Here is a 19,091-nt window from a genome sequence, read left to right as displayed (position 1 = left end):
GTTTCACCCTCCGGTATAGCGCCCGGATCCTCGCCTGGGCGGCAACGCTGCCCGGGCGAGGCGCGCATCCCCAGCCCACGCCGGGCTCGGTCGGGGCCGCAGGACGCCGCACGGTGCCGCGCGGTACCGGAGTTCGCCCGGATTCCCGGCCCGGAGGGATATGCTGGACGGACGGGACGTCCGGCGTGCCGTCGAGAGGAGACACGGGTGAGCCAGCAGGCACGAGCGGTCACCCTCGTCGCCGCGGGGGCGCTGCTGGTGCTGTCCTTCGTCTGGTGGCAGAGTCTCGCCCTCTCTGCCCTGGGAGCCATGGCGGCCGGGGCGGGCCTGGCCTGGCTGTTGAGCGTACGGCGGTGGACCGCGGACCAACGGGAACAGGAACCCCTGATCCGCCGGCTGTGGGACATCGCCCGCACCATGCCTCGGGACACGCTGCTCGTTGATCCGGTCACGGGAACCCGCTTCTGTATCGAACGCACCCGTGGCTTCCTCAGCTTGGCCACCGCTGAGTTCGCACCGGACGGAGCCCCGGGGGCGGACCTCACCGCACCACAGCGGGAGGCGACCGTGACCCGGTACATGCTGGGATTCCTCACCACCCCGCTCCCGCCGCCTCTGTACCGCCACATTCACGGACTGGAGCAGGACCCACCACAGCGGATGTCCTGGTCCCAGGCGGCCGAAGTGGCGCGGTTGAACGACCTCACCGGGGTGCTGGAGGCCAGCGCCCCCGAACTCGAACAGCTCGCCGTCCGCCTGGAACGCGCGATGCCGGTCGACCCACCGCACTGACCGGGCCCAATGGTGTCTGGGAACCCCACACCGGGTACCGGCTTCCCCCAACGGATACCGACCGAGTGGCACCGGCCTCTGCACGCTGCGTCGGGTCTGTCCTAGTCTGCTGTCGAGTACGAGTAACGGGTCGGGGTGGTGAGGGAAGGTGACGGCAGGTCACATGGAGACGACGCCGGCGGGCGCCGGACCGTCCACCGAGTCCGGACCTGAGTCGGGACGGCCGGGGCCGACTGCCCAGCGGCTACTGCGGCAGCTGCGACGCTCCGAACTGGACGACGCCGCTCGACAGTGGGTGGTCGCGGCACTGCGCCCGGACGGAGGAGTCGCCCTGGACGCATGCGGCCGGGGCGAACAGGTTGCGGAGCCCGAACTCGGGGCGCCGGCTCCCGCACCGCCGAGCATCGGCGAGTGTTTCCTCAGCCAGGTGCAGGTCCAGGGGTATCGCGGAATCGGCCGGGTCGCGCAGCTCCAATTTCCACCCCGACCCGGACTCACGATCGTGGTGGGGCGCAACGGCACGGGCAAGTCAAGTTTCGCCGAGGCGATCGAGTCCGCGCTGACCGGGCGGGACCCACGGTGGGAACAGCTGCCCGCCTCCTGGCGGGACGGCTGGCGCAACATCCACGTTGAGGAGGACACCCTCATCAACGTGGACGTCCATCCCACCGGCGGCGGCGCTCTGCGCATCTCCCGAACCTGGCACGGGGACAGTGCCCGGTCGAGCCGCGGCACGGTAACCTTGCTCGGCGCCGCGGGGGACAGCGTGGAATCACGCCGCACCGGGTCCCTGGCGGACCTCGGTTGGAGTGAGGTCCTGACGCGGTACCGCCCGTTCCTGTCCTCGGAGGAGCTGGGACGCACCATCACGGGACGCTCCGCGGAGCTGTACGACACTCTGACCGCCCTGCTGGGACTCACCGAGGTCACCGCCGCCGAACGGGCACTCGCCCAGGCCTGCGACCGCCTGGCCAAACAGGAGCGTCGGGCCGTGCGGGAGCTTCCTCGGGTGCGTGAGTACCTGGCTGCCAGCTCCGATCCGCGGGCCCGCCAGGCGGTGAACTTGCTGGACACCGACCCTCCGGACTTGGACCAGCTTGGGCGGATCGCCGAGGACAACGGTCCCGCCGACCGTGGGCGGCAGCTCATGCAGCGTCGGTTGCGGCGCCTGTCCGTTCCGGAACGCGCGGTCATGACCGACGTCGTTCACGAGCTGCGGGGCGCGGCGATGGAGCTCGCCATGCAGGCGGACACGGCGGGGGAACGGGCGCACAGCCTGGTGGCGCTCCTGCGGACGGCCGTGGAACACCAGGAACGGCACGCCACCACGAGTGACTGCCCCACCTGCGGGAGCAGCGGTGTCATCGACGCTGGTTGGAGCCAGCGCATGCGGGCGGAGATCGACCGGCTCCAACCGTTGGCAGCCACGGCGGCGTCGGCCTACGAACGGGCCGAGGCCGCGCGGGACCAGGCGCGGTTCCTGCTGGCGGCGCCGCCCAGCTGGCTGCCCGCGGACACTGAACTCGGTCGGGTCTGGGCCGAGTGGTCGACGGGGGCGAATATCACAGACCTGGGTGAGCTTGCTGACCATATCGAGAACGTGGGGCGGCGACTGCGGGCCAGCGCCCAGGCCGCGCGCCGAGAGGCCACCGAACAGGCGGCCGACCCCACGGACGGGTGGGCGGAGCTGGCCGAGAGTCTGGGCTCCTGGGTGGCTGAGGCGCGTGCGGCGCAGCAGGCCCGGCAGCTGCTGGCCCCGGCCAGTGCGGCCCTGGAATGGCTCACCGAAGCGGCGCGGCACCTGCGGGAGGAGCGACTGCGGCCCGTGGCAGCCCACGCCGAACACATCTGGCGTTCGCTGCGGCAGGAACGGCACATCGACCTGGAGGCGATGCGGCTGGTCGGGCGGGGGGCACGGCGTCGGGTCGCGGTGGATGTGCAACTCGCGGGTGGCGACGGAACTCCCAACTCTCCGGGAGTGCTGAGCCAGGGGGAGTCCCAGGCGCTGGCGCTGTCCATCTGCCTGCCGCGTGCGTTGGCGTCGGACAATCCCTTCGGCTTCCTCGTGCTGGACGATCCGGTCCAGGCGATGGATACGGAGACCGTGGGTGGGCTTGCGAACGTGTTGTCGGAAGTGGCCCAGCAGCGGCAGATCATCGTTCTGACACACGACAGCCGGCTTCCGGACGCGGTGCGCCAGGCGGGGCTTCCGGCGACGATCTGGACGATCGACCGGGATGAGACGTCCAACGTGTGGATCACCAATACGTGAGGCCGTGCGCGGCGACGTGCAGCCGCAGGGGTCGGGCCTCGGCGGGCCTGCGTGGCGGAGCCGCGTCCCGATTTTGCACTGGGCTGGCGAACCTCGTATAGTCGGTGACGTCGCACCGCAGGGCCGGACCGCAGGGAAGGCCCAAGCGCGAGACGCCCCTTTAGCTCAGTCGGCAGAGCGTTTCCATGGTAAGGAAAAGGTCTACGGTTCGAATCCGTAAAGGGGCTCCATCACCACAGGCGGTCCTCCGGATCGCCTGCATGTCGATTCCGGGGACTGTGGTTGTTCCGGGTCGGCTGTGGTGATCGCGCGGAACGCCTGGAGGGTTCGTCTCCGGGGTCCCGATTGGGTACTATCGGGAGCGAAGTCCGGTCGTTCCGGACTCTTGGCGGGGTAGCTCAGTTGGCAGAGCAAACGGCTCATAATCGTTGTGTCGTCGGTTCAAGTCCGGCCCCCGCTACTACTCACGTACCTTCCGGTTCTCCGGGAGGCGCGTGAGCCTGTCCGCATGCCGCTAGCGAGAAAGGCACTCCATCGTGGCTGTCACAGACGTGAGGCCGAAGATCACCCTGGCCTGCCAGGAGTGCAAGAACCGGAACTACATCACTCGCAAGAACCGGCGGAACAACCCGGACCGGCTTTCCCTGAGCAAGTACTGCTCCAACTGCCGGTGCCACCGCGAACACCGCGAGACCCGCTGACCGACGAATTCGGTTGTAGCTGGCCCAGCGAGCCGCGAGCTCGCTGGGCCAGTAGTCTGTGGCCAGCCGCGGTGTGCGGGTGGGACCCGGGAGGGAGACCATGGCGATCAACCAGCAGCTGACGGGACGGGTGTATCCGGCTCCGCATCCGTATGAGGTGACGCGGGGAAAGATCCGGGAATTCACCACGGCGATCGGGGACGCGAACCCCCTGTATCTGGACCGCGCAGCCGCGGTCGAGGCCGGCTATCCCGACGTGATCGCCCCACCAACCTTTCCGATCATCGTCGATATGGAGGCGGTGGGGCAGGCCGTCGTTGACCCGGAGCTGAATCTGGACTTCGCCCGGGTCGTGCACGCCGGCCAGCAGTTCCGCTACAGCCGTCCGCTGCGCGCCGGTGATCGTGTCAGCACCGTCACCCGGATCGCGGACATCAAGGCGCTGGGCCGCAACGAGGTGATCACCTTCGAGAGTGAGATCACAGACGAGGCGGGGGCACACGTGGTGACGGCGGTCAACACACTGGCGGTCCGCGGTGCCGGCGACTAGGTCCTGTTTCTTGAACCATTTCGGGCTCGCGTCTCCCAGGACGACGCTCGCTGCGCCGATGCGCTCAGACAGCCAAACCAGGATGCCTTTCGCACATCGGCTTGCGAGACCTCGCCCTGGAGAGCCGCTCCCTCATCCGAAAGCGTTCAAGAAACACTCCCTAGCGGATCGATGGAGAGGCAGGTGTCTGCGCCGATGACGCCGATAACGCAGCAGCCGCGCTACGACGAGATCGCGATCGGAACAGAACTCCCCGAACACACGTTCACGGTGCGCCGGGGGGACCTCGTCCGCTATGCCGGAGCCTCTGGGGACTTCAACGAGATCCACTGGAGTGAACGGGTCGCCACCGCGGTGGGGCTCCCCAACGTCATCGCGCACGGCATGCTGACCATGGCCCAGGCCGGACGCGTCGTCACCGACTGGATCGGAGATCCCGGCGGTCTGCTCGAGTACGGGGTCCGCTTCTCCTCACCCGTGGTCGTCCCCGACGATGATCAGGGCGCGGAGGTTCGGGTCGGAGGGCGCGTCACCGAGAAGCGCGACAACAACGAGGTCGTCGTTGCCATCACCGCCAACTCGGGCGAGGCCAAGGTGCTGACCCGTGCCACGGCCGTGGTCCGCCTGCCATGAGTTCTCCCCTGCCCGCGCCACCGGGACGCCATAGTCTCCGCCTGGCCGAGCACACGACCCTGGGGCTGGGTGGGCCCGCCAAGTCCCTGGTGCGCGTGTCCGAGCAGGCCGAGCTGGTTGAGGCGGTGCGGGCGGCCGATCGCGCTGCGGAGCCGCTCCTCCTCCTCGGCGGCGGAAGCAATCTCGTGGTGAGTGACGCCGGTTTCCCCGGCACGGTCGTACAGGTCGATGTCCGCGGGGTCAGTGTGCGCACGGACCCGATGGATCCCGACCGCAGGTATGTTCGCGTGGGTGCCGGCGAGAACTGGACCCGCTTCGTCGAGTGGAGTGTGGGCGAAGGGCTCAGCGGAGTCGAGTGTCTGGCCGGCGTTCCCGGAAATGTTGGCGCGACCCCGATCCAGAACGTCGGGGCCTATGGCCAGGAGGTCAGCCAGACCATCACCGAGGTGGTGGTCTACGACCGACACGAGGATCGGATGCGCACCCTCGGCAATGCCGACTGTGCGTTCGGCTACCGCACCAGTGCCCTCAAGGGCACGGACCGGTACGTCGTGTGTGCGGTCGTCTTCGCTCTCCACCGGTCCCCTCACTCCCAGCCGATCGCCTACCGCGAGCTCGCGCGTCATCTCGGGGTGGACCAGGGGGACACCGTCGAGCTGCGCTCGGCGCACGATGCCGTGGTGGATCTGCGGCGGGGCAAAGGTATGGTGCTCGACCCGGAGGATCCGGATAGCCGCAGCGCCGGCTCCTTCTTCACCAATCCGATTCTCGCTCCGAACGAACACACCGAACTCCGCAAACGTGTGTACGAGCGTTTCGGTCCCGACATCGTCCCACCGGAGTTTCCGACCCCCGACGGCCGGACCAAGACCTCGGCGGCGTGGCTGATCGACCGTTCCGGCTTCGAACGTGGGTACACACGAGGACCCGTGCGGATCTCCACCAAACACACCCTCGCTCTCACCAATCCCGGTGCGGGCACGGCCGCGGACCTGCTCGCCCTCGCTCGGGAGATCCGGGCGGGAGTCGCGGACACGTTCGGCGTGACCCTGGTGAACGAGCCGGTTCTGGTCGGTGTGGAGCTGTAGTCGGCGTTTCGACCGGTCCGGCAGACACGGGGATCAGCTGCGGATCGTGACACAGATCGGCGTTTTGGCCCCGACGCGGGTGTGACATCACGTCCTCCGTTCGGTGTCGTACAGCCCTATCAATTAAATGAATTAGCTCCGACCAACATTATCGTTGGGCCGCTCCATTTCTGTGTTTGGCCCGCCTCATCAGTTGTGTTCGGATTTTTGTCCGAGATAGCTTTTCAGGCGAAGCGAAGGGGAGTAGTCCCGAATGTGCGCGGTCGACATGCTGGCGTAGGGCGGCGTCGTCCACACCCGGCCGTGTGAGCCTGTGCCCGAGACAGAGGCGGACGAGACCTTCGGCCTGGTCAGGCACTCCGGGTCGGAGCCCCATGCGTGTTCCACCCGGAGCACGAACGAGTCGGGCGGAGCGGCAATGGAGTTTCTCCTCGCTTTCGGGATCAGCGCCGCGGTGCTTTTCGTCGCGGAAATGGGAGACAAGACACAGCTCGTGGCGATGTCGCTTGCCGGGCGGTACCGGCTCGCGCCGGTACTGGCGGGCATCACGATCTCCACCGCAGCGATTCACGGAATCAGCGTGTTCGTGGCCCAGGTCCTGGGGCTGGCGTTGCCGACATCATGGCTGACCCTGCTGGCCGGGGTGGTGTTTCTCGGGTTCGGGGCGTGGACACTCCGGGAGGAGCCGCCCAGCACCAGCGGGCAGGAGCCGCCCAGTCCCCGACGCTGGGGATCCGCCCTCGGCACTGTCACTGTGATCTCCTTTGTCGCCGAACTCGGAGACAAGTCAATGTTCGCCACCGTCGCGGTGGCGACCCAGTATCCCTGGTTCCCCGTGTGGCTCGGCTCCACCATCGGCATGGTCCTGGCCGGGGTGTTGGCGATTCTGCTCGGAGCGGCGCTACGTCGGCGGTTGCCCGAGCGGGTCATGCAGGTGGGAGCGGCTGTCGTATTTCTCCTGGCCGGGGCAGCGATGACCGGGCAGGGCGCCTACCTACTGCTCGCCTGATCCGCTCGAGGCCGTCCGCGAAGCGGTCTCGGGCCACGGTGCTGGCACGGTACGCCGTCGGGAACCCGGTGCCTGGGTCAGTCCGCGGACGGGTCACCAGCCAGCCAGGTGTCCACTTCGGCCAGCAGTTCCTTGCGTCGGCTCTCCGGAGCGGCCGAACCGCGGATGGACATCCGAGCCAGCTCGGCCAACTCCGCGTCGGTGAAGCCGTGGACCTCCCGTGCGATCTCGTACTGGCTCGCCAGCCGTGGCCCGAACAACAGTGGATCGTCCGCGCCGAGGGCGATGGGGGCACCCCCCGAGTACAGCCGGCGCAGAGGCACCTGAACCGCGTCGTCGACCACCCCGAGACTCACATTGGAACTGGGGCAGACCTCCAGGGTGACCTCCTGTGTCGCAATCCGTTCCAGGAGGTAGGGATCCTCCACGGCCCGCACCCCGTGCCCGACCCGGTCGGCTGCCAGCTCGTCCAGACATTCGCGCACGCTCCGTGGGCCCGCCAGCTCCCCTCCGTGTGGAGTGGAGATGAGGCCGGCCCGGCGCGCGATTCGAAACGCCCCCTCGAACTCCCGGGCCCGGCCACGGCGCTCGTCATTGCTCAGCCCGAAGCCCACCACCCCCCGGTCGGCGTACTGGGCGGCCAGCCGCGCGAGTGCCTTGGCATCCAGGGGATGCTTGGTGCGGTTGGCCGCCACCACGACGCCGATGCCGACGCCGGTCTGTTCCTCCGCGGCTCGGCTGGCCGCCAGCACGAGTTCCAGCGTGGAGGTCAGCCCGTCGAACCGGGAGGCGTAACCACTGGGGTCCACCTGGATCTCTAGCCAGCGGGAGCCCGCGGCCCGCTCATCCTCGGCGGCCTCGTAGACCAGGCGATAGATGTCCTCCGGCTCCCGCAGCACCGATCGGGCGATGTCGTAGAGCCGCTGGAACCGAAACCAGCCGCGTTCGTCCGTGGCCCGCAACTGGGGCGGCCAGTGCACCGCCAGCGCCTCCGGCAGGTGCACTCCGTACCGTTGGGCCAGTTCCACCAGGGTGGAGTGACGCATCGCACCCGTGAAGTGCAGGTGCAGATGCGCCTTGGGGAGCTGCGTGATCGACCGGGGTGCCATGCCTTCAGGGTGCCGTATCAGAGATGGTGAGGTGGCGGGTTTCGCGGGCTTGCTCCTGGGTCATTTCGCGACGGTTGGGTCGGTTCCGCTCAGACGGCCTCGCTCAGGAGCTTCGCCACCCGGTCAACCCCCTCGGCGAGATCGCTGTCACCGAGGGCGTAGGACAGTCGGAAGTAACCGGGAGTGCCGAACGCCTCACCAGGGACCAGCGCCACCTCGGCCTCTTCCAGAATGAGTGAGGCCAGCTCCGTCGAGGTCTGCGGTCTGCGACCGCGGATCTCCCGGCCGAGCACGTCCCGCACCGAAGGGTAGGCGTAGAAGGCGCCGTGCGGTTCGGGGCAGACCACTCCGGGAATATCGTTGAGCATGCGCACGATGGTCTGTCGACGCCGGTCGAAGGCCTCGCGCATCTCGGCGACCGCGGTGAGGTCGCCCGACACGGCAGCCAGGGCCGCGGCCTGGGCAACGTTGGACACGTTCGACGTCGCGTGGGATTGCAGATTGGTGGCCGCCTTGACCACGTCCGAGGGGCCGATCAGCCAGCCGACACGCCACCCGGTCATGGCATAGGTCTTGGCGACCCCGTTGACGATGATCGTGCGGTCTGCCAGCTCCGGCACCTGTACCGGCATGGAGGCCGACTCGGCGCCCCCGTAGACCAGGTGCTCGTAGATTTCGTCGGTGAGGACCCACAGGCCTGCGTCCGCAGCCCACCGTCCGATGGCGGTGACGGCCTCGGGGGGGTACACGGCGCCGGTGGGGTTGGAGGGGGAGACGAACAGCAGCACCTTGGTGTTCGGGGTCCGGGCCGCTTCCAACGCCTCGATGGTGGCGAGGTATCCGGTGGACTCGTCCGTGGTCACATAGACCGGAACCCCACCCGCGAGGGTGATTGCCTCCGGATAGGTCGTCCAGTACGGAGCAATGACGATCACTTCGTCACCGGGGTCCAGCAGGGTCGCGAAAGCCTCGTAGATCGCCTGCTTACCCCCGTTGGTGATGAGCACCTGGCCGGCGTCCACCTGGTATCCCGAATCCCGTCGGGTCTTGGCAGCCACGGCCTCCCGAAGCTCGGGTAGACCTGCCGCGGGCGTGTACCGGTGGAAGCGGGGGTCGCGACACGCCTGAACCGCTGCATCGACGATGTAGTCCGGTGTGGGGAAGTCCGGTTCCCCCGCGCCGAAGCCGATAACGGGGCGGCCGGCGGCCTTGAGCTCCTTCGCCTTGGCGTCGACAGCCAGCGTGGCGGACTCGGCAATATTGCCGACACGTGCGGAGATACGGGATCGCTGTGGCTCACTCATAGCCCTAATGCAACCATGCCGTGGCAAACCGTGGGGATCGTGTGGCGGCACCGGGGTCGCGGGGGGCGCCGGGGGCGCGGTCCGACCACTCCGGCCCGTACCCGGGGTTACGGGCGGCAGGAGGTCCTGGCGTAGCTTGCACGGTGCAGCCGGTGCGCTGTCGGGTGTGCGTGCGCGTTCGTACAAGGGTTTGTTCCGCAGGGGTGTTCTGTGTATCGGCCACGGCACCACAGCGGGTAGGCTTGCTCGCGGCATATGGCACAATTGGTTGTGCCGTCCAGCGCGGCCCAGGCTACGCTGGACATCGCGGTCGTTGACCGCGCCCAAGGGCAGTGGCTCAATTGGCTAGAGCACCGGTCTCCAAAACCGGCGGTTGGGGGTTCGAGTCCCTCCTGCCCTGCACGATCCGCCCAGCTGGGTGGGGGTCGGCTGAGCGTCCAGGCGTATCAGCACTGTCGTCGAGCCAAGGGACCAGCAAGGTGACACAGACCCACGGCGAGGCCGGAGCGAAGCCGGAGCCCCGGCGAACCAATCCCGTCGTGTTCACCCGGCAGGTCGTTGCCGAGCTGGGCAAGGTCCGGTGGCCGACACGCTGGGAACTGATCACTTACACCATTGTCGTCATGGTATTCGTTCTGATCATGATCGGTTACGTCACCGGTGTCGACTGGGTCTTCGGTCAGGGTGTCCTGTGGCTGTACGATCCCGAGCGGGCTGGAGTCCTTGAGACGATTCTGCCCTAGGGGCGCCGCATTTGGCGGGCCGGACGGCCCGGCCCGCGCTTTCGCGCGGAACGCGGCTCGCCAGAACGGCACGCCACGTCCAGTGGTGCCGTAGTGTGGCGGTAGTGGCAGTGTCCGTTGGTTTCTCAGGCCAGCTGCCTCGGTGTCCGTGACCTTCGGTCCGGCCGCGGCGAGGTGGCTGTTCCCGTGCCGATAGACACGCCCGGCAAGTGCGTATCCGACGAGAGAAAGAGCAGCCGTGTCCGAGTCCCCACTGACCTCTGACGACCTTCCTGCCGAGGATCGGGAGCGGACGTCGGAGGAAGAGACCGGTCTGGGCGCCGAGCAGGTGGACGCCGCTCAGGGGCCCGATCCCGAGGACACGCATGCGGAGGCTTCCGAGAGCAGCGACTCCGTGGCCTCGGCCGATTCCGCGGAGCCGGTGGCCGAGGCGAGCCAGGACGCCCCCGCGCGCGATCCCCTGGAGGAGTTCAAGGCCGAGATGCGGCTGCTGCCCGGTGATTGGTACGTCGTGCACACGTACTCGGGGTACGAGAATCGGGTCAAGGTCAATCTCGAGAACCGGACCCAGTCGCTGAACATGGAGGACTACATCTTCCAGGTGGAAGTCCCCACCCAGGAGGTCACCGAGGTCAAGAGCGGGAAGCGCCAGCAGGTCACCGAGAAGGTGCTGCCGGGATACGTGCTGGTGCGGATGGAACTCATCGACGAGTCCTGGGCCGCGGTGCGCAACACCCCCGGGGTGACGGGCTTCGTGGGGCTGTCCAACCGTCCCGCTCCCCTGAGCATGTCCGAGGTCGCCGAACTTCTGGCTCCGGAGCTGGAAGAGGAGGCCGTCGAACCGGCCGCGGCCAAGGAGGAGGGGGCCGCCAGCGGCGGTTCCGAGATCGCCTACGAGGTGGGGGAGTCGGTTACGGTCATGGAAGGCCCGTTCGCGACACTGCCCGCAACGGTGAGCGAGATCAACCCGGACACCCAGAAACTCAAGGTTCTCGTGTCGATCTTCGGCCGCGAGACTCCGGTGGAGCTGGCCTTCAACCAGGTCTCCAAGATCTGAACGGTCCCGTAGACTTGGTGGGTCTGAGCCGGACCCATCTCGTCCCGGACCGGGAGCCGAGCTCCGTCCCGCAGCCGTGCGTAGGGGCAGTCGTCCGCGTTCGCCACGCGGTGGGCCGCCCCGCCGTCCTCGTGCGCGGGCTACCGGAACGCACGGCCCCATCGTGGATGGGGCCGGCACACACCCGATAGTGAAGGACAAAGGACCCGACATGCCTCCGAAGAAGAAGAAGGTCGCAGCACTCGTCAAGGTGCAGTTGCCCGCTGGCCAGGCCACACCGGCGCCGCCCGTGGGTACGGCGCTTGGTCCGCACGGCGTCAACATCATGGACTTCTGCAAGCAGTACAACGCTGCGACGGAAGCTCAGCGCGGCAGCGTGATCCCCGTAGAAATCACCATCTACGAGGACCGCTCGTTCACGTTCGTCACCAAGACCCCGCCGGCGCCCAAGCTGATCCTGAAGGCCGCGGGGATCGACAAGGGCAGTCTGGACCCGGGCCGCAACACCGCTGGCTCCATCTCCCGCGACCAGGTCCGCGACATTGCGCAGACCAAGCTGCCCGACCTCAACACCGACGACCTGGAGCAGGCCGAGAAGGTCGTGAGCGGAACGGCTCGCTCCATGGGGATCGTCATCAAGGACTGACGAGTCACCGCACCAGCATGTCCGCGGGAGCATGTCCTGCGACCACCGTGGCAGGGCCTGGCACTGGCCCGCACACCACAACTCAGCTAAGAGGAGACGAACCAAGTGCAGCGCAGCAAGAACCACCGGAGGTCCTCCCAGCGCGTGGACCGCAGCCGGCTGTACACCCCGCAGGAGGCGGTCCAGCTCGCCCAGGAGACGGCGACGGTGAAGTTTGACGCCACGGTCGAGGTGGCCCTGCGGTTGGGTGTTGACCCCCGCAAGGCCGATCAGATGGTGCGCGGAACTGTCAACCTTCCGCACGGTACCGGGAAGACCGCTCGGGTCCTGGTCTTCGCGACCGGTGAACGGGCCGAGCAGGCTCGCGCGGCGGGAGCCGACTACGTCGGTGGCGACGAATTGGTCGAGGAGGTGCGTAACGGTTTCCTCGAGTTCGATTCCGTGGTCGCAACCCCCGACCTCATGGGCAAGGTGGGGCAGCTCGGCCGCATCCTTGGTCCGCGGGGCATGATGCCCAACCCGAAGACCGGAACCGTGACTCCGGACGTCGGCAGGGCCGTGACCGACATCAAGGGCGGAAAGATCGAGTTCCGCGTGGACCGGCACGCGAACCTGCACTTCATCATCGGCAAGGTGTCCTTCCAGCCCGAGCAGCTGGTGGAGAACTACGCCGCCGCGATCGACGAGGTGCTGCGGCTCAAGCCCTCGGCGGCCAAGGGGCGTTACCTGAAGAAGGTGACCTTTACAACATCGATGGGTCCGGGGATCCCCGTTGACCCGAATATCGTGCGGGTCGCGGCCAAGGCCTGACCCACGCAGTGGTCTGCGGGCGCCCCCGGCGGCATCGCCGGGGGCGCCCGCAGCTGTTAGGGGCGCTCGTTGGGTCCGCGGGATCGGGGCGAGTGGGGCCGGGCGCTTCGCGAGCGGCACGGGAACCCGCTGCGACCGTGCTTCGTCCTAGAAGGGCATACCCCTGAGCACATACGGCGCATATCGAATACGGAGTCTGAACATGCGCAAGCTGGTGGTCATCACCGCCGGAGGCGGACTCGCCCTGGCATCCACAGGATGTGGGCTCATTCCGGGCATCGGCGAGGATCCTTTCGACACCCTCGTGAACGCGGTGCAGGACACACGTTCGGTGGACAGTTTCCGGGCCGAGGTCTCCGTGGATGGCGCGTTCGGTGGCGCAGCGCCGGAGGGGGCCACCGAGATGGAGTACGTCGCCGAGCCCGAGCCGACAACGCGCCTTCAGCTGGACATACCCGGCCAGGGGCAGAGCCAGACCTTGATCCGGGGCAGCGAGATGCTCATGGAGGGCGACCCCTCCCTCGGCCAGCCCGAGTGGCTGCGGATGGACCTGTCCGAGTATGGGGAGCAGCAGCCTCCCGACCCCGTCGCCCAGATCGAGCAGCTGGTGGCCAGTGACGGGGTGGAGGAGGTTGGTCCCGAGGAGATCGAGGGGACCGCCACCACCCACTACACCGGCTCCTACCCGATCACGGACGGCCTCGACGAGATCGAGGACGCGCAGACCCGCGAGAACCTCGCCGAGACCTATGACCAGATGGGGGTGGAGGAGGTCCAGTTCGATGTGTGGATCAGTGACGAGGGGCTGCCACGCCGCACGGTGAACGAACTCGGCGATGTGAGCACCACGGTGGACTTCCTGGAGTTCAACTCCGGTGTCAGTATCGACTACCCCAGTGAGGACCAGATCGAGGACTTCGGGGTGGGCCCCGACCTGGACATGGACCTGGACGAGCTGCCGGACGCGCCCGGTGATGTGGGGGACATGCCGGAACTGCCCGACGCCCCGGACCTGGAGGAGATGGAGGACAGCCTCGAAGAGCTGGAGGAGAGCCTCCAGGACACGTAGCGGTCATCCGGGACCTGGCGTGTGGTCCGCAGGCACCTTTCGGTGGCCTATACTCGAGAACTACCGAAGACCGCTGGCTGTCACCCGTGGGTGACCGAAGGCCCCTCGCGGAGGGGCGGCCCGCGCAGGTGCCGTTACATGCGACGAAGCCACCGGACTGCCGTGCTTCCCCGCCCCGTGCGCCTGCGCCGGGGCGTTTTTGTGTCGCGCCACACCGGGTGACCCAGCCAGCGATCACTGTTGGAAGGAGTCCCATGGCGAGGGCGGACAAGGACGCCGCGGTCGCTGAGCTCACGGAGGAGTTCCAGAGCTCCAGCGGTGCGGTGCTGGCCGAGTACCGCGGACTCACGACGGCGCAGATCTCCCAGTTGCGTCGTAACCTCGGCCAGAACGCGCGGTTCCGCGTCGTGAAGAACACGCTGACCAAGATTGCGGCCGATCGGGCCGGCCTGGACGAGCAGGTGCTCGACCTGTTCCAGGGGCCGTCCGCCATCGCCTTCGTGAAGGGCGATGTCGTTGAGGCCGCCAAGGGGCTGCGTGACTTCTCGAAGACGAACCAGCACCTGGTGATCAAGGGCGGGGTCATCGATGGCAAGCCCATGAGCCCCGAGCAGATCACCAAGATGGCCGACCTTGAGTCGCGCGAGGTGCTCCTCTCGAAGCTGGCCGGTGCGCTGAAGGCGAAGCAGGGGCAGGCTGCCGCTGTCTTCCAGGCGCTGCCGTCCAAGACCGTGCGGCTGGCTCAGGCACTGCACGACAAGCAGGCGGAGTCCTAAGCAAATCCAGATAAGTGCGGCGTGGCAGCACGCCGGTGTGAGCTCGGCGGTGCCGTGCGGCACCGCTCGCAAGAAGGAGAGATCGCAACCATGGCGAAGCTCAGCAATGAGGAGCTGCTCAGCGCGTTCGAGGAGATGACGCTGCTCGAGCTGTCCGAGTTCGTGAAGCTCTTCGAGGAGAAGTTCGACGTGACCGCCGCTGCTCCGGCCGCGGTCGCCGTCGCCCCCGGCGCCGCCGGCGGTGGCGAGGCCGTCGAGGAGGAGGAAGAGAAGGACGAGTTCGACGTCATTCTCGAGTCCGCGGGCGACAAGAAGATCCAGGTCATCAAGGAGGTCCGTGGCCTCGCCGACCTGGGCCTCAAGGAGGCCAAGGAGATCGTCGACAACGCTCCCAAGACGCTGCTCGAGGCCGCCAACAAGGAGACGGCCGACAAGGCCAAGGAGGTTCTCGAGGGCGCCGGCGCCACCATCACCCTCAAGTAGGGTCTCCCGGCGGTCCAAGGAATCACGATCGGGGTGGGTGTTCCCGCGGGAACACCCACCCCGATCGCGTGTTGGCGGAGTTACCGGCGCCGGCGAGCGGCCGAGCTCGGGTGGTCGCCGGCGGTGCGGTGGGCAGCACCGACCAGCCTCGGCCAGCCTCGACAGTCCCGTCATCGCCGAGGGGCGGCACGTGAGTAAAGAGGTACCATTCCCCCCTGTGCGCTGCTCACACCTCCCGATTCGTGTGGGTCCTCTCACGGTTGCCTGACGGGGCGATCCCACCTGTCCGGGCTTGACGGATTCGCCTGTGGGGGCGATGCTGCGTGGTGTCGTGGCTGACGTCGGCAGGCATGGTTGGACAGCGGTGTAGTATTCGGCTACACTGCCCTTTTGCGCTGCCCTATGACGATCCGTGTCCGCGAGGCATGCACCGTGTCCTGTATTCCTGCCAGGCCGGGGCGTCGTGTCTCTGATGTCGCTCCTGTTGCCCTGCTAGGTGTCTCCTCGTGTGACCAGGACCGTCCGGCGTGCGCGCATCAACCGCCACAAGCCTTCGGAAGGACCCCTGTTGGCAGCCTCGCGCAATCGCTCCGCTAACGTCCTTGGTCCGAACCGCGTATCTTTCGCTCGTATTGGGGAACCTCTCGAGGTTCCCGACCTCCTTGCGCTCCAGATCGATTCCTGCGACTGGCTGCTCGGTAACGAGAGGTGGAAGGCGCGAGTAGCGGCAGCCAAGGAGGCAGGGCGTAGGGACGTCCCGGAGCAGTCCGGTCTCGAGGAGATCTTCGAGGAGCTCAGCCCGATCGAGGATTTCTCGGGCACGATGTCCCTGTCGTTCCGGGACCATCGGTTCGAACCGCCCAAGCATTCCGAGGAGGAATGCAAGGACAAGGACATGACCTACTCCGCCCCGATGTTCGTCACGGCGGAGTTCATCAACAACGACACGGGCGAGATCAAGAGCCAGACCGTGTTCATGGGCGACTTCCCGCTCATGACCTCGAAGGGCACCTTCATCATCAACGGCACCGAGCGCGTTGTGGTGTCGCAGTTGGTCCGGTCGCCGGGTGTGTACTTCGACCGGCAGGTCGACAAGACCTCGGACAAGGACGTCTACGGCTGTAAGGTCATCCCGTCGCGTGGTGCCTGGCTGGAGTTCGAGGTCGACAAGCGCGACTTCGTCGGTGTGCGGATCGACCGGAAGCGCAAGCAGGGCGCCACCGTGTTGTTGAAGGCGTTGGGCTGGACCAACGACCAGATCCTGGAGCGGTTCGGCGAGTACGAGTCCATCCGCAACACCCTGGAGAAGGACCCGACCGCGGGCACGGACGACGCGCTGCTCGACATCTACCGCAAGCTGCGTCCGGGCGAGCCGCCCACCAAGGAGTCCGCCCAGGCGCTGCTGGAGAACCTGTACTTCAACCCCAAGCGCTACGACCTCGCGAAGGTCGGCCGGTACAAGACCAACAAGAAGCTGGGCCTGGAGACCGACATCTCCCAGGGCACGCTGACCGAGGACGACATCGTCGCGACGATCGACTACCTCGTCCGTCTGCATGCCGGTGAGGAGGAACTCCACCGCGAGCACGGCACCTTCCCGATCGAGACCGACGACATCGACCACTTCGGTAACCGCCGGCTGCGGACCGTGGGTGAGCTGATCCAGAACCAGGTGCGCCTGGGCCTGGCCCGGATGGAGCGCGTGGTCCGGGAACGGATGACGACGCAGGACGTCGAGGCGATCACACCCCAGACCCTGATCAACGTGCGGCCGGTCGTCGCCTCGATTCGCGAGTTCTTCGGAACCAGCCAGCTGTCCCAGTTCATGGACCAGACCAATCCGCTGGCAGGGCTGACGCATAAGCGTCGGTTGTCCGCCCTGGGGCCGGGTGGTCTCTCCCGGGAACGGGCCGGCTTCGAGGTTCGTGACGTTCACCCCTCCCACTACGGCCGAATGTGCCCGATCGAAACTCCGGAGGGGCCGAACATCGGTCTGATCGGCTCCCTGTCGGCCTACGGCCGGGTGAACTCCTTCGGCTTCGTGGAGACGCCCTACCGCAAGGTGGTGGACGGGCAGGTTACCGACGAGATCCACTACCTCACGGCCGACGAGGAGGACCGCCACGTCATCGCCCAGGCCAACACCGGGGTGAGTGCGGACGGCACCATCGCCGATACGCGGGTGCTGGCTCGCCGGAAGGGCGGAGAGTTCGAGGCCGTCTCCCCGGGTGATGTGGAGTACATGGACGTCTCACCTCGGCAGATGGTGTCCGTGGCCACGGCGATGATCCCCTTCCTCGAGCACGACGACGCGAACCGGGCCCTGATGGGTTCCAACATGCAGCGCCAGTCTGTGCCGCTGCTGCGCAGCGAAGCCCCGCTGGTCGGCACCGGAATGGAGTACCGTTCAGCCACCGACGCCGGCGACGTGATCGTGGCGGAGAAGGCCGGGGTGGTCGAGGACGTTACCGCCGACTACATCACGGTCATGGCCGACGACGGCACCCGGCGTACCTACCGGGTGGCCAAGTTCGAGCGTTCGAACCAGGGAACCTGCTTCAACCAGCGGTCGATCGTTGTCGAAGGGCAGCGGGTCGAAGAGGGCCAGGTTCTGGCCGACGGTCCCTGCACCAGCGACGGCGAGATGGCCCTGGGTAAGAACCTGCTGGTGGCCTACATGTCCTGGGAGGGCCACAACTACGAGGACGCCATCATCCTGTCCCAGCGCCTGGTGCAGGATGACGTTCTCTCCTCGATCCACATCGAGGAGCACGAGGTCGACGCGCGGGACACCAAGCTGGGTCCGGAAGAGATCACCCGCGAGATTCCGAACGTCAGTGAGGAGGTCCTCGCGGACCTCGACGACCGTGGAATCGTCCGCATCGGCGCCGACGTCGACCAGGGCGACATCCTGGTCGGCAAGGTCACCCCGAAGGGCGAGACGGAGCTGACCCCCGAGGAGCGGCTACTGCGCGCGATCTTCGGAGAGAAGGCCCGTGAGGTGCGAGACACCTCGATGAAGGTGCCGCACGGTGAGCGGGGCAAGGTCATTGGTGTCCGGGTGTTCAACCGGGAGGACGGGGACGAGCTGCCCCCCGGAGTGAACGAGCTGGTCCGGGTCTATGTCGCGCAGAAGCGTAAGATTGCGGACGGGGACAAGCTGGCGGGACGCCACGGGAACAAGGGCGTGATCGCGAAGATCCTGCCGCAGGAGGACATGCCCTTCCTCGAGGACGGCACCCCCATCGACATCGTGCTGAACCCACTGGGTGTCCCCGGGCGAATGAACGTTGGGCAGGTCCTGGAGACCCATCTGGGGTGGATCGCCAAGAGTGGGTGGCGGGTCGACGGCGATGACGCCGAATGGAAACGTTCCATGGCGGAGATCGGCGCCTCGGAGGCCGAGCCCGGCACTCCCGTGGCGACACCCGTCTTCGACGGCCTGCGCGAGAGCGAGATCGGGGGTCTGCTGGAGTCGAGCCTCCCGAACAAGGACGGAGACCGTCTGATCAACGCCGACGGCAAGGCTCGGCTGATCGACGGCCGTACCGGTGAGCCGTTCGACGAGCCGGTGGCCGTTGGCTACACCTACATTCTCAAGCTGCTGCATCTGGTGGACGACAAGATTCACGCCCGTTCCACCGGGCCGTACTCGATGATCACCCAGCAGCCGCTGGGTGGTAAGGCCCAGTTCGGTGGGCAGCGCTTCGGTGAGATGGAGGTCTGGGCCCTGGAGGCCTACGGCGCCGCCTATGCCCTCCAGGAGCTACTCACCATCAAGTCGGATGACGTCGTGGGACGAGTGAAGGTCTACGAGGCCATCGTCAAGGGTGAGAACATCCCGGAACCCGGGATTCCCGAGTCCTTCAAGGTGCTCATCAAGGAGATGCAGTCGTTGTGTCTGAACGTCGAGGTGCTGTCCAGTGACGGCATGTCGATCGAGATGCGCGACAGCGACGAGGATGTTTTCCGCGCTGCAGAGGAACTCGGTATCGACCTGTCCCGGCGTGAGCCGAGCAGCGTCGAAGAGGTCTAACCCGCGAACGAGG

17 protein-coding genes and 3 tRNA genes are annotated in these 19,091 nt (G+C 67.1%); 18 read left to right on the top strand and 2 right to left on the bottom strand.

Annotated features, from left to right (window positions below; translation table 11 throughout):
* Positions 1 to 207 precede the first annotated feature (207 nt).
* From RIF23_RS06680 to RIF23_RS06640, 9 genes are all read left to right on the top strand, one after another.
* Positions 208 to 792, top strand: coding sequence for a hypothetical protein (locus RIF23_RS06680; RefSeq protein ID WP_310911505.1), 585 nt, complete (start codon positions 208 to 210; stop codon positions 790 to 792).
* A 163-nt stretch (positions 793 to 955) separates the two neighbouring features.
* Positions 956 to 3,064, top strand: coding sequence for an AAA family ATPase (locus RIF23_RS06675; protein WP_310911504.1), 2,109 nt, complete (start codon positions 956 to 958; stop codon positions 3,062 to 3,064).
* 154 nt (positions 3,065 to 3,218) lie between these two features.
* Positions 3,219 to 3,294, top strand: a tRNA-Thr gene (locus tag RIF23_RS06670).
* A 157-nt stretch (positions 3,295 to 3,451) separates the two neighbouring features.
* Positions 3,452 to 3,524 (top strand) — tRNA-Met (locus RIF23_RS06665).
* Between the two features lie 76 nt (positions 3,525 to 3,600).
* Positions 3,601 to 3,765 carry a 50S ribosomal protein L33 gene (gene rpmG, locus RIF23_RS06660; RefSeq protein ID WP_310911503.1) on the top strand — a complete coding sequence of 55 codons (165 nt, stop codon included), beginning with the start codon at positions 3,601 to 3,603 and terminating at the stop codon, positions 3,763 to 3,765.
* A gap of 100 nt (positions 3,766 to 3,865) precedes the next feature.
* Positions 3,866 to 4,315, top strand: coding sequence for a MaoC family dehydratase N-terminal domain-containing protein (locus RIF23_RS06655; RefSeq protein WP_310911502.1), 450 nt, complete (start codon positions 3,866 to 3,868; stop codon positions 4,313 to 4,315).
* A 195-nt stretch (positions 4,316 to 4,510) separates the two neighbouring features.
* Complete coding sequence (locus RIF23_RS06650) at positions 4,511 to 4,948, top strand: MaoC/PaaZ C-terminal domain-containing protein (protein WP_310911501.1); 438 nt, start codon at positions 4,511 to 4,513, stop codon at positions 4,946 to 4,948.
* On the top strand, positions 4,945 to 6,036 hold the full coding sequence (locus RIF23_RS06645; protein WP_310911500.1) for a UDP-N-acetylmuramate dehydrogenase: 1,092 nt from the start codon (positions 4,945 to 4,947) through the stop codon (positions 6,034 to 6,036). The genes RIF23_RS06650 and RIF23_RS06645 overlap by 4 nt, the downstream gene beginning before the upstream one ends.
* 418 nt (positions 6,037 to 6,454) lie before the next feature.
* Entirely contained in the window at positions 6,455 to 7,045 is a 591-nt protein-coding gene (locus tag RIF23_RS06640) for a TMEM165/GDT1 family protein (protein WP_310911499.1), read from the top strand.
* A gap of 77 nt (positions 7,046 to 7,122) precedes the next feature.
* On the opposite strand, the gene RIF23_RS06635 is transcribed toward RIF23_RS06640, so the two are convergent.
* Together RIF23_RS06635 and RIF23_RS06630 are read right to left on the bottom strand one after the other, a co-directional pair.
* On the bottom strand, positions 7,123 to 8,154 hold the full coding sequence (locus RIF23_RS06635) for an adenosine deaminase (protein ID WP_310911498.1): 1,032 nt from the start codon (positions 8,152 to 8,154) through the stop codon (positions 7,123 to 7,125).
* 89 nt (positions 8,155 to 8,243) lie between these two features.
* Positions 8,244 to 9,458 carry a pyridoxal phosphate-dependent aminotransferase gene (locus RIF23_RS06630; RefSeq protein WP_310911497.1) on the bottom strand — a complete coding sequence of 405 codons (1,215 nt, stop codon included), beginning with the start codon at positions 9,456 to 9,458 and terminating at the stop codon, positions 8,244 to 8,246.
* Positions 9,459 to 9,784: 326 nt separating this feature from the next.
* Here RIF23_RS06630 and RIF23_RS06625 point away from each other — a divergent pair.
* From RIF23_RS06625 to rpoB, 9 genes are all read left to right on the top strand, one after another.
* Positions 9,785 to 9,858: transfer RNA gene (locus RIF23_RS06625), tRNA-Trp, on the top strand.
* A gap of 79 nt (positions 9,859 to 9,937) precedes the next feature.
* Positions 9,938 to 10,201 carry a preprotein translocase subunit SecE gene (gene secE / locus RIF23_RS06620; protein WP_310911496.1) on the top strand — a complete coding sequence of 88 codons (264 nt, stop codon included), beginning with the start codon at positions 9,938 to 9,940 and terminating at the stop codon, positions 10,199 to 10,201.
* Between the two features lie 238 nt (positions 10,202 to 10,439).
* Positions 10,440 to 11,258, top strand: a complete 819-nt coding sequence (gene nusG / locus RIF23_RS06615; RefSeq protein WP_310911495.1) for a transcription termination/antitermination protein NusG — start codon at positions 10,440 to 10,442, stop codon at positions 11,256 to 11,258.
* Between the two features lie 211 nt (positions 11,259 to 11,469).
* On the top strand, positions 11,470 to 11,904 hold the full coding sequence (gene rplK, locus RIF23_RS06610) for a 50S ribosomal protein L11 (RefSeq protein WP_310911494.1): 435 nt from the start codon (positions 11,470 to 11,472) through the stop codon (positions 11,902 to 11,904).
* Positions 11,905 to 12,009: 105 nt separating this feature from the next.
* Entirely contained in the window at positions 12,010 to 12,714 is a 705-nt protein-coding gene (rplA, locus tag RIF23_RS06605) for a 50S ribosomal protein L1 (protein WP_310911493.1), read from the top strand.
* Positions 12,715 to 12,916: 202 nt separating this feature from the next.
* Positions 12,917 to 13,783, top strand: coding sequence for a hypothetical protein (locus RIF23_RS06600; protein WP_310911492.1), 867 nt, complete (start codon positions 12,917 to 12,919; stop codon positions 13,781 to 13,783).
* A gap of 254 nt (positions 13,784 to 14,037) precedes the next feature.
* Complete coding sequence (gene rplJ, locus RIF23_RS06595; RefSeq protein WP_310911491.1) at positions 14,038 to 14,559, top strand: 50S ribosomal protein L10; 522 nt, start codon at positions 14,038 to 14,040, stop codon at positions 14,557 to 14,559.
* 90 nt (positions 14,560 to 14,649) lie between these two features.
* Positions 14,650 to 15,042, top strand: a complete 393-nt coding sequence (rplL, locus tag RIF23_RS06590; RefSeq protein WP_310911490.1) for a 50S ribosomal protein L7/L12 — start codon at positions 14,650 to 14,652, stop codon at positions 15,040 to 15,042.
* 568 nt (positions 15,043 to 15,610) lie between these two features.
* A complete protein-coding gene (rpoB, locus tag RIF23_RS06585) occupies positions 15,611 to 19,078 on the top strand; it encodes a DNA-directed RNA polymerase subunit beta (RefSeq protein WP_310911546.1) in 3,468 nt (1,155 codons plus the stop codon).
* Positions 19,079 to 19,091 lie beyond the last annotated feature (13 nt).

The sequence above is a fragment of the Lipingzhangella rawalii genome, from assembly GCF_031628175.1.
GTDB classification, from domain to species: Bacteria; Actinomycetota; Actinomycetes; order Streptosporangiales; family Streptosporangiaceae; genus Lipingzhangella_A; species Lipingzhangella_A rawalii.
Note: the sequence above shows the minus strand (reverse complement) of the source record. Positions and strands in the feature narration are given on the sequence as shown.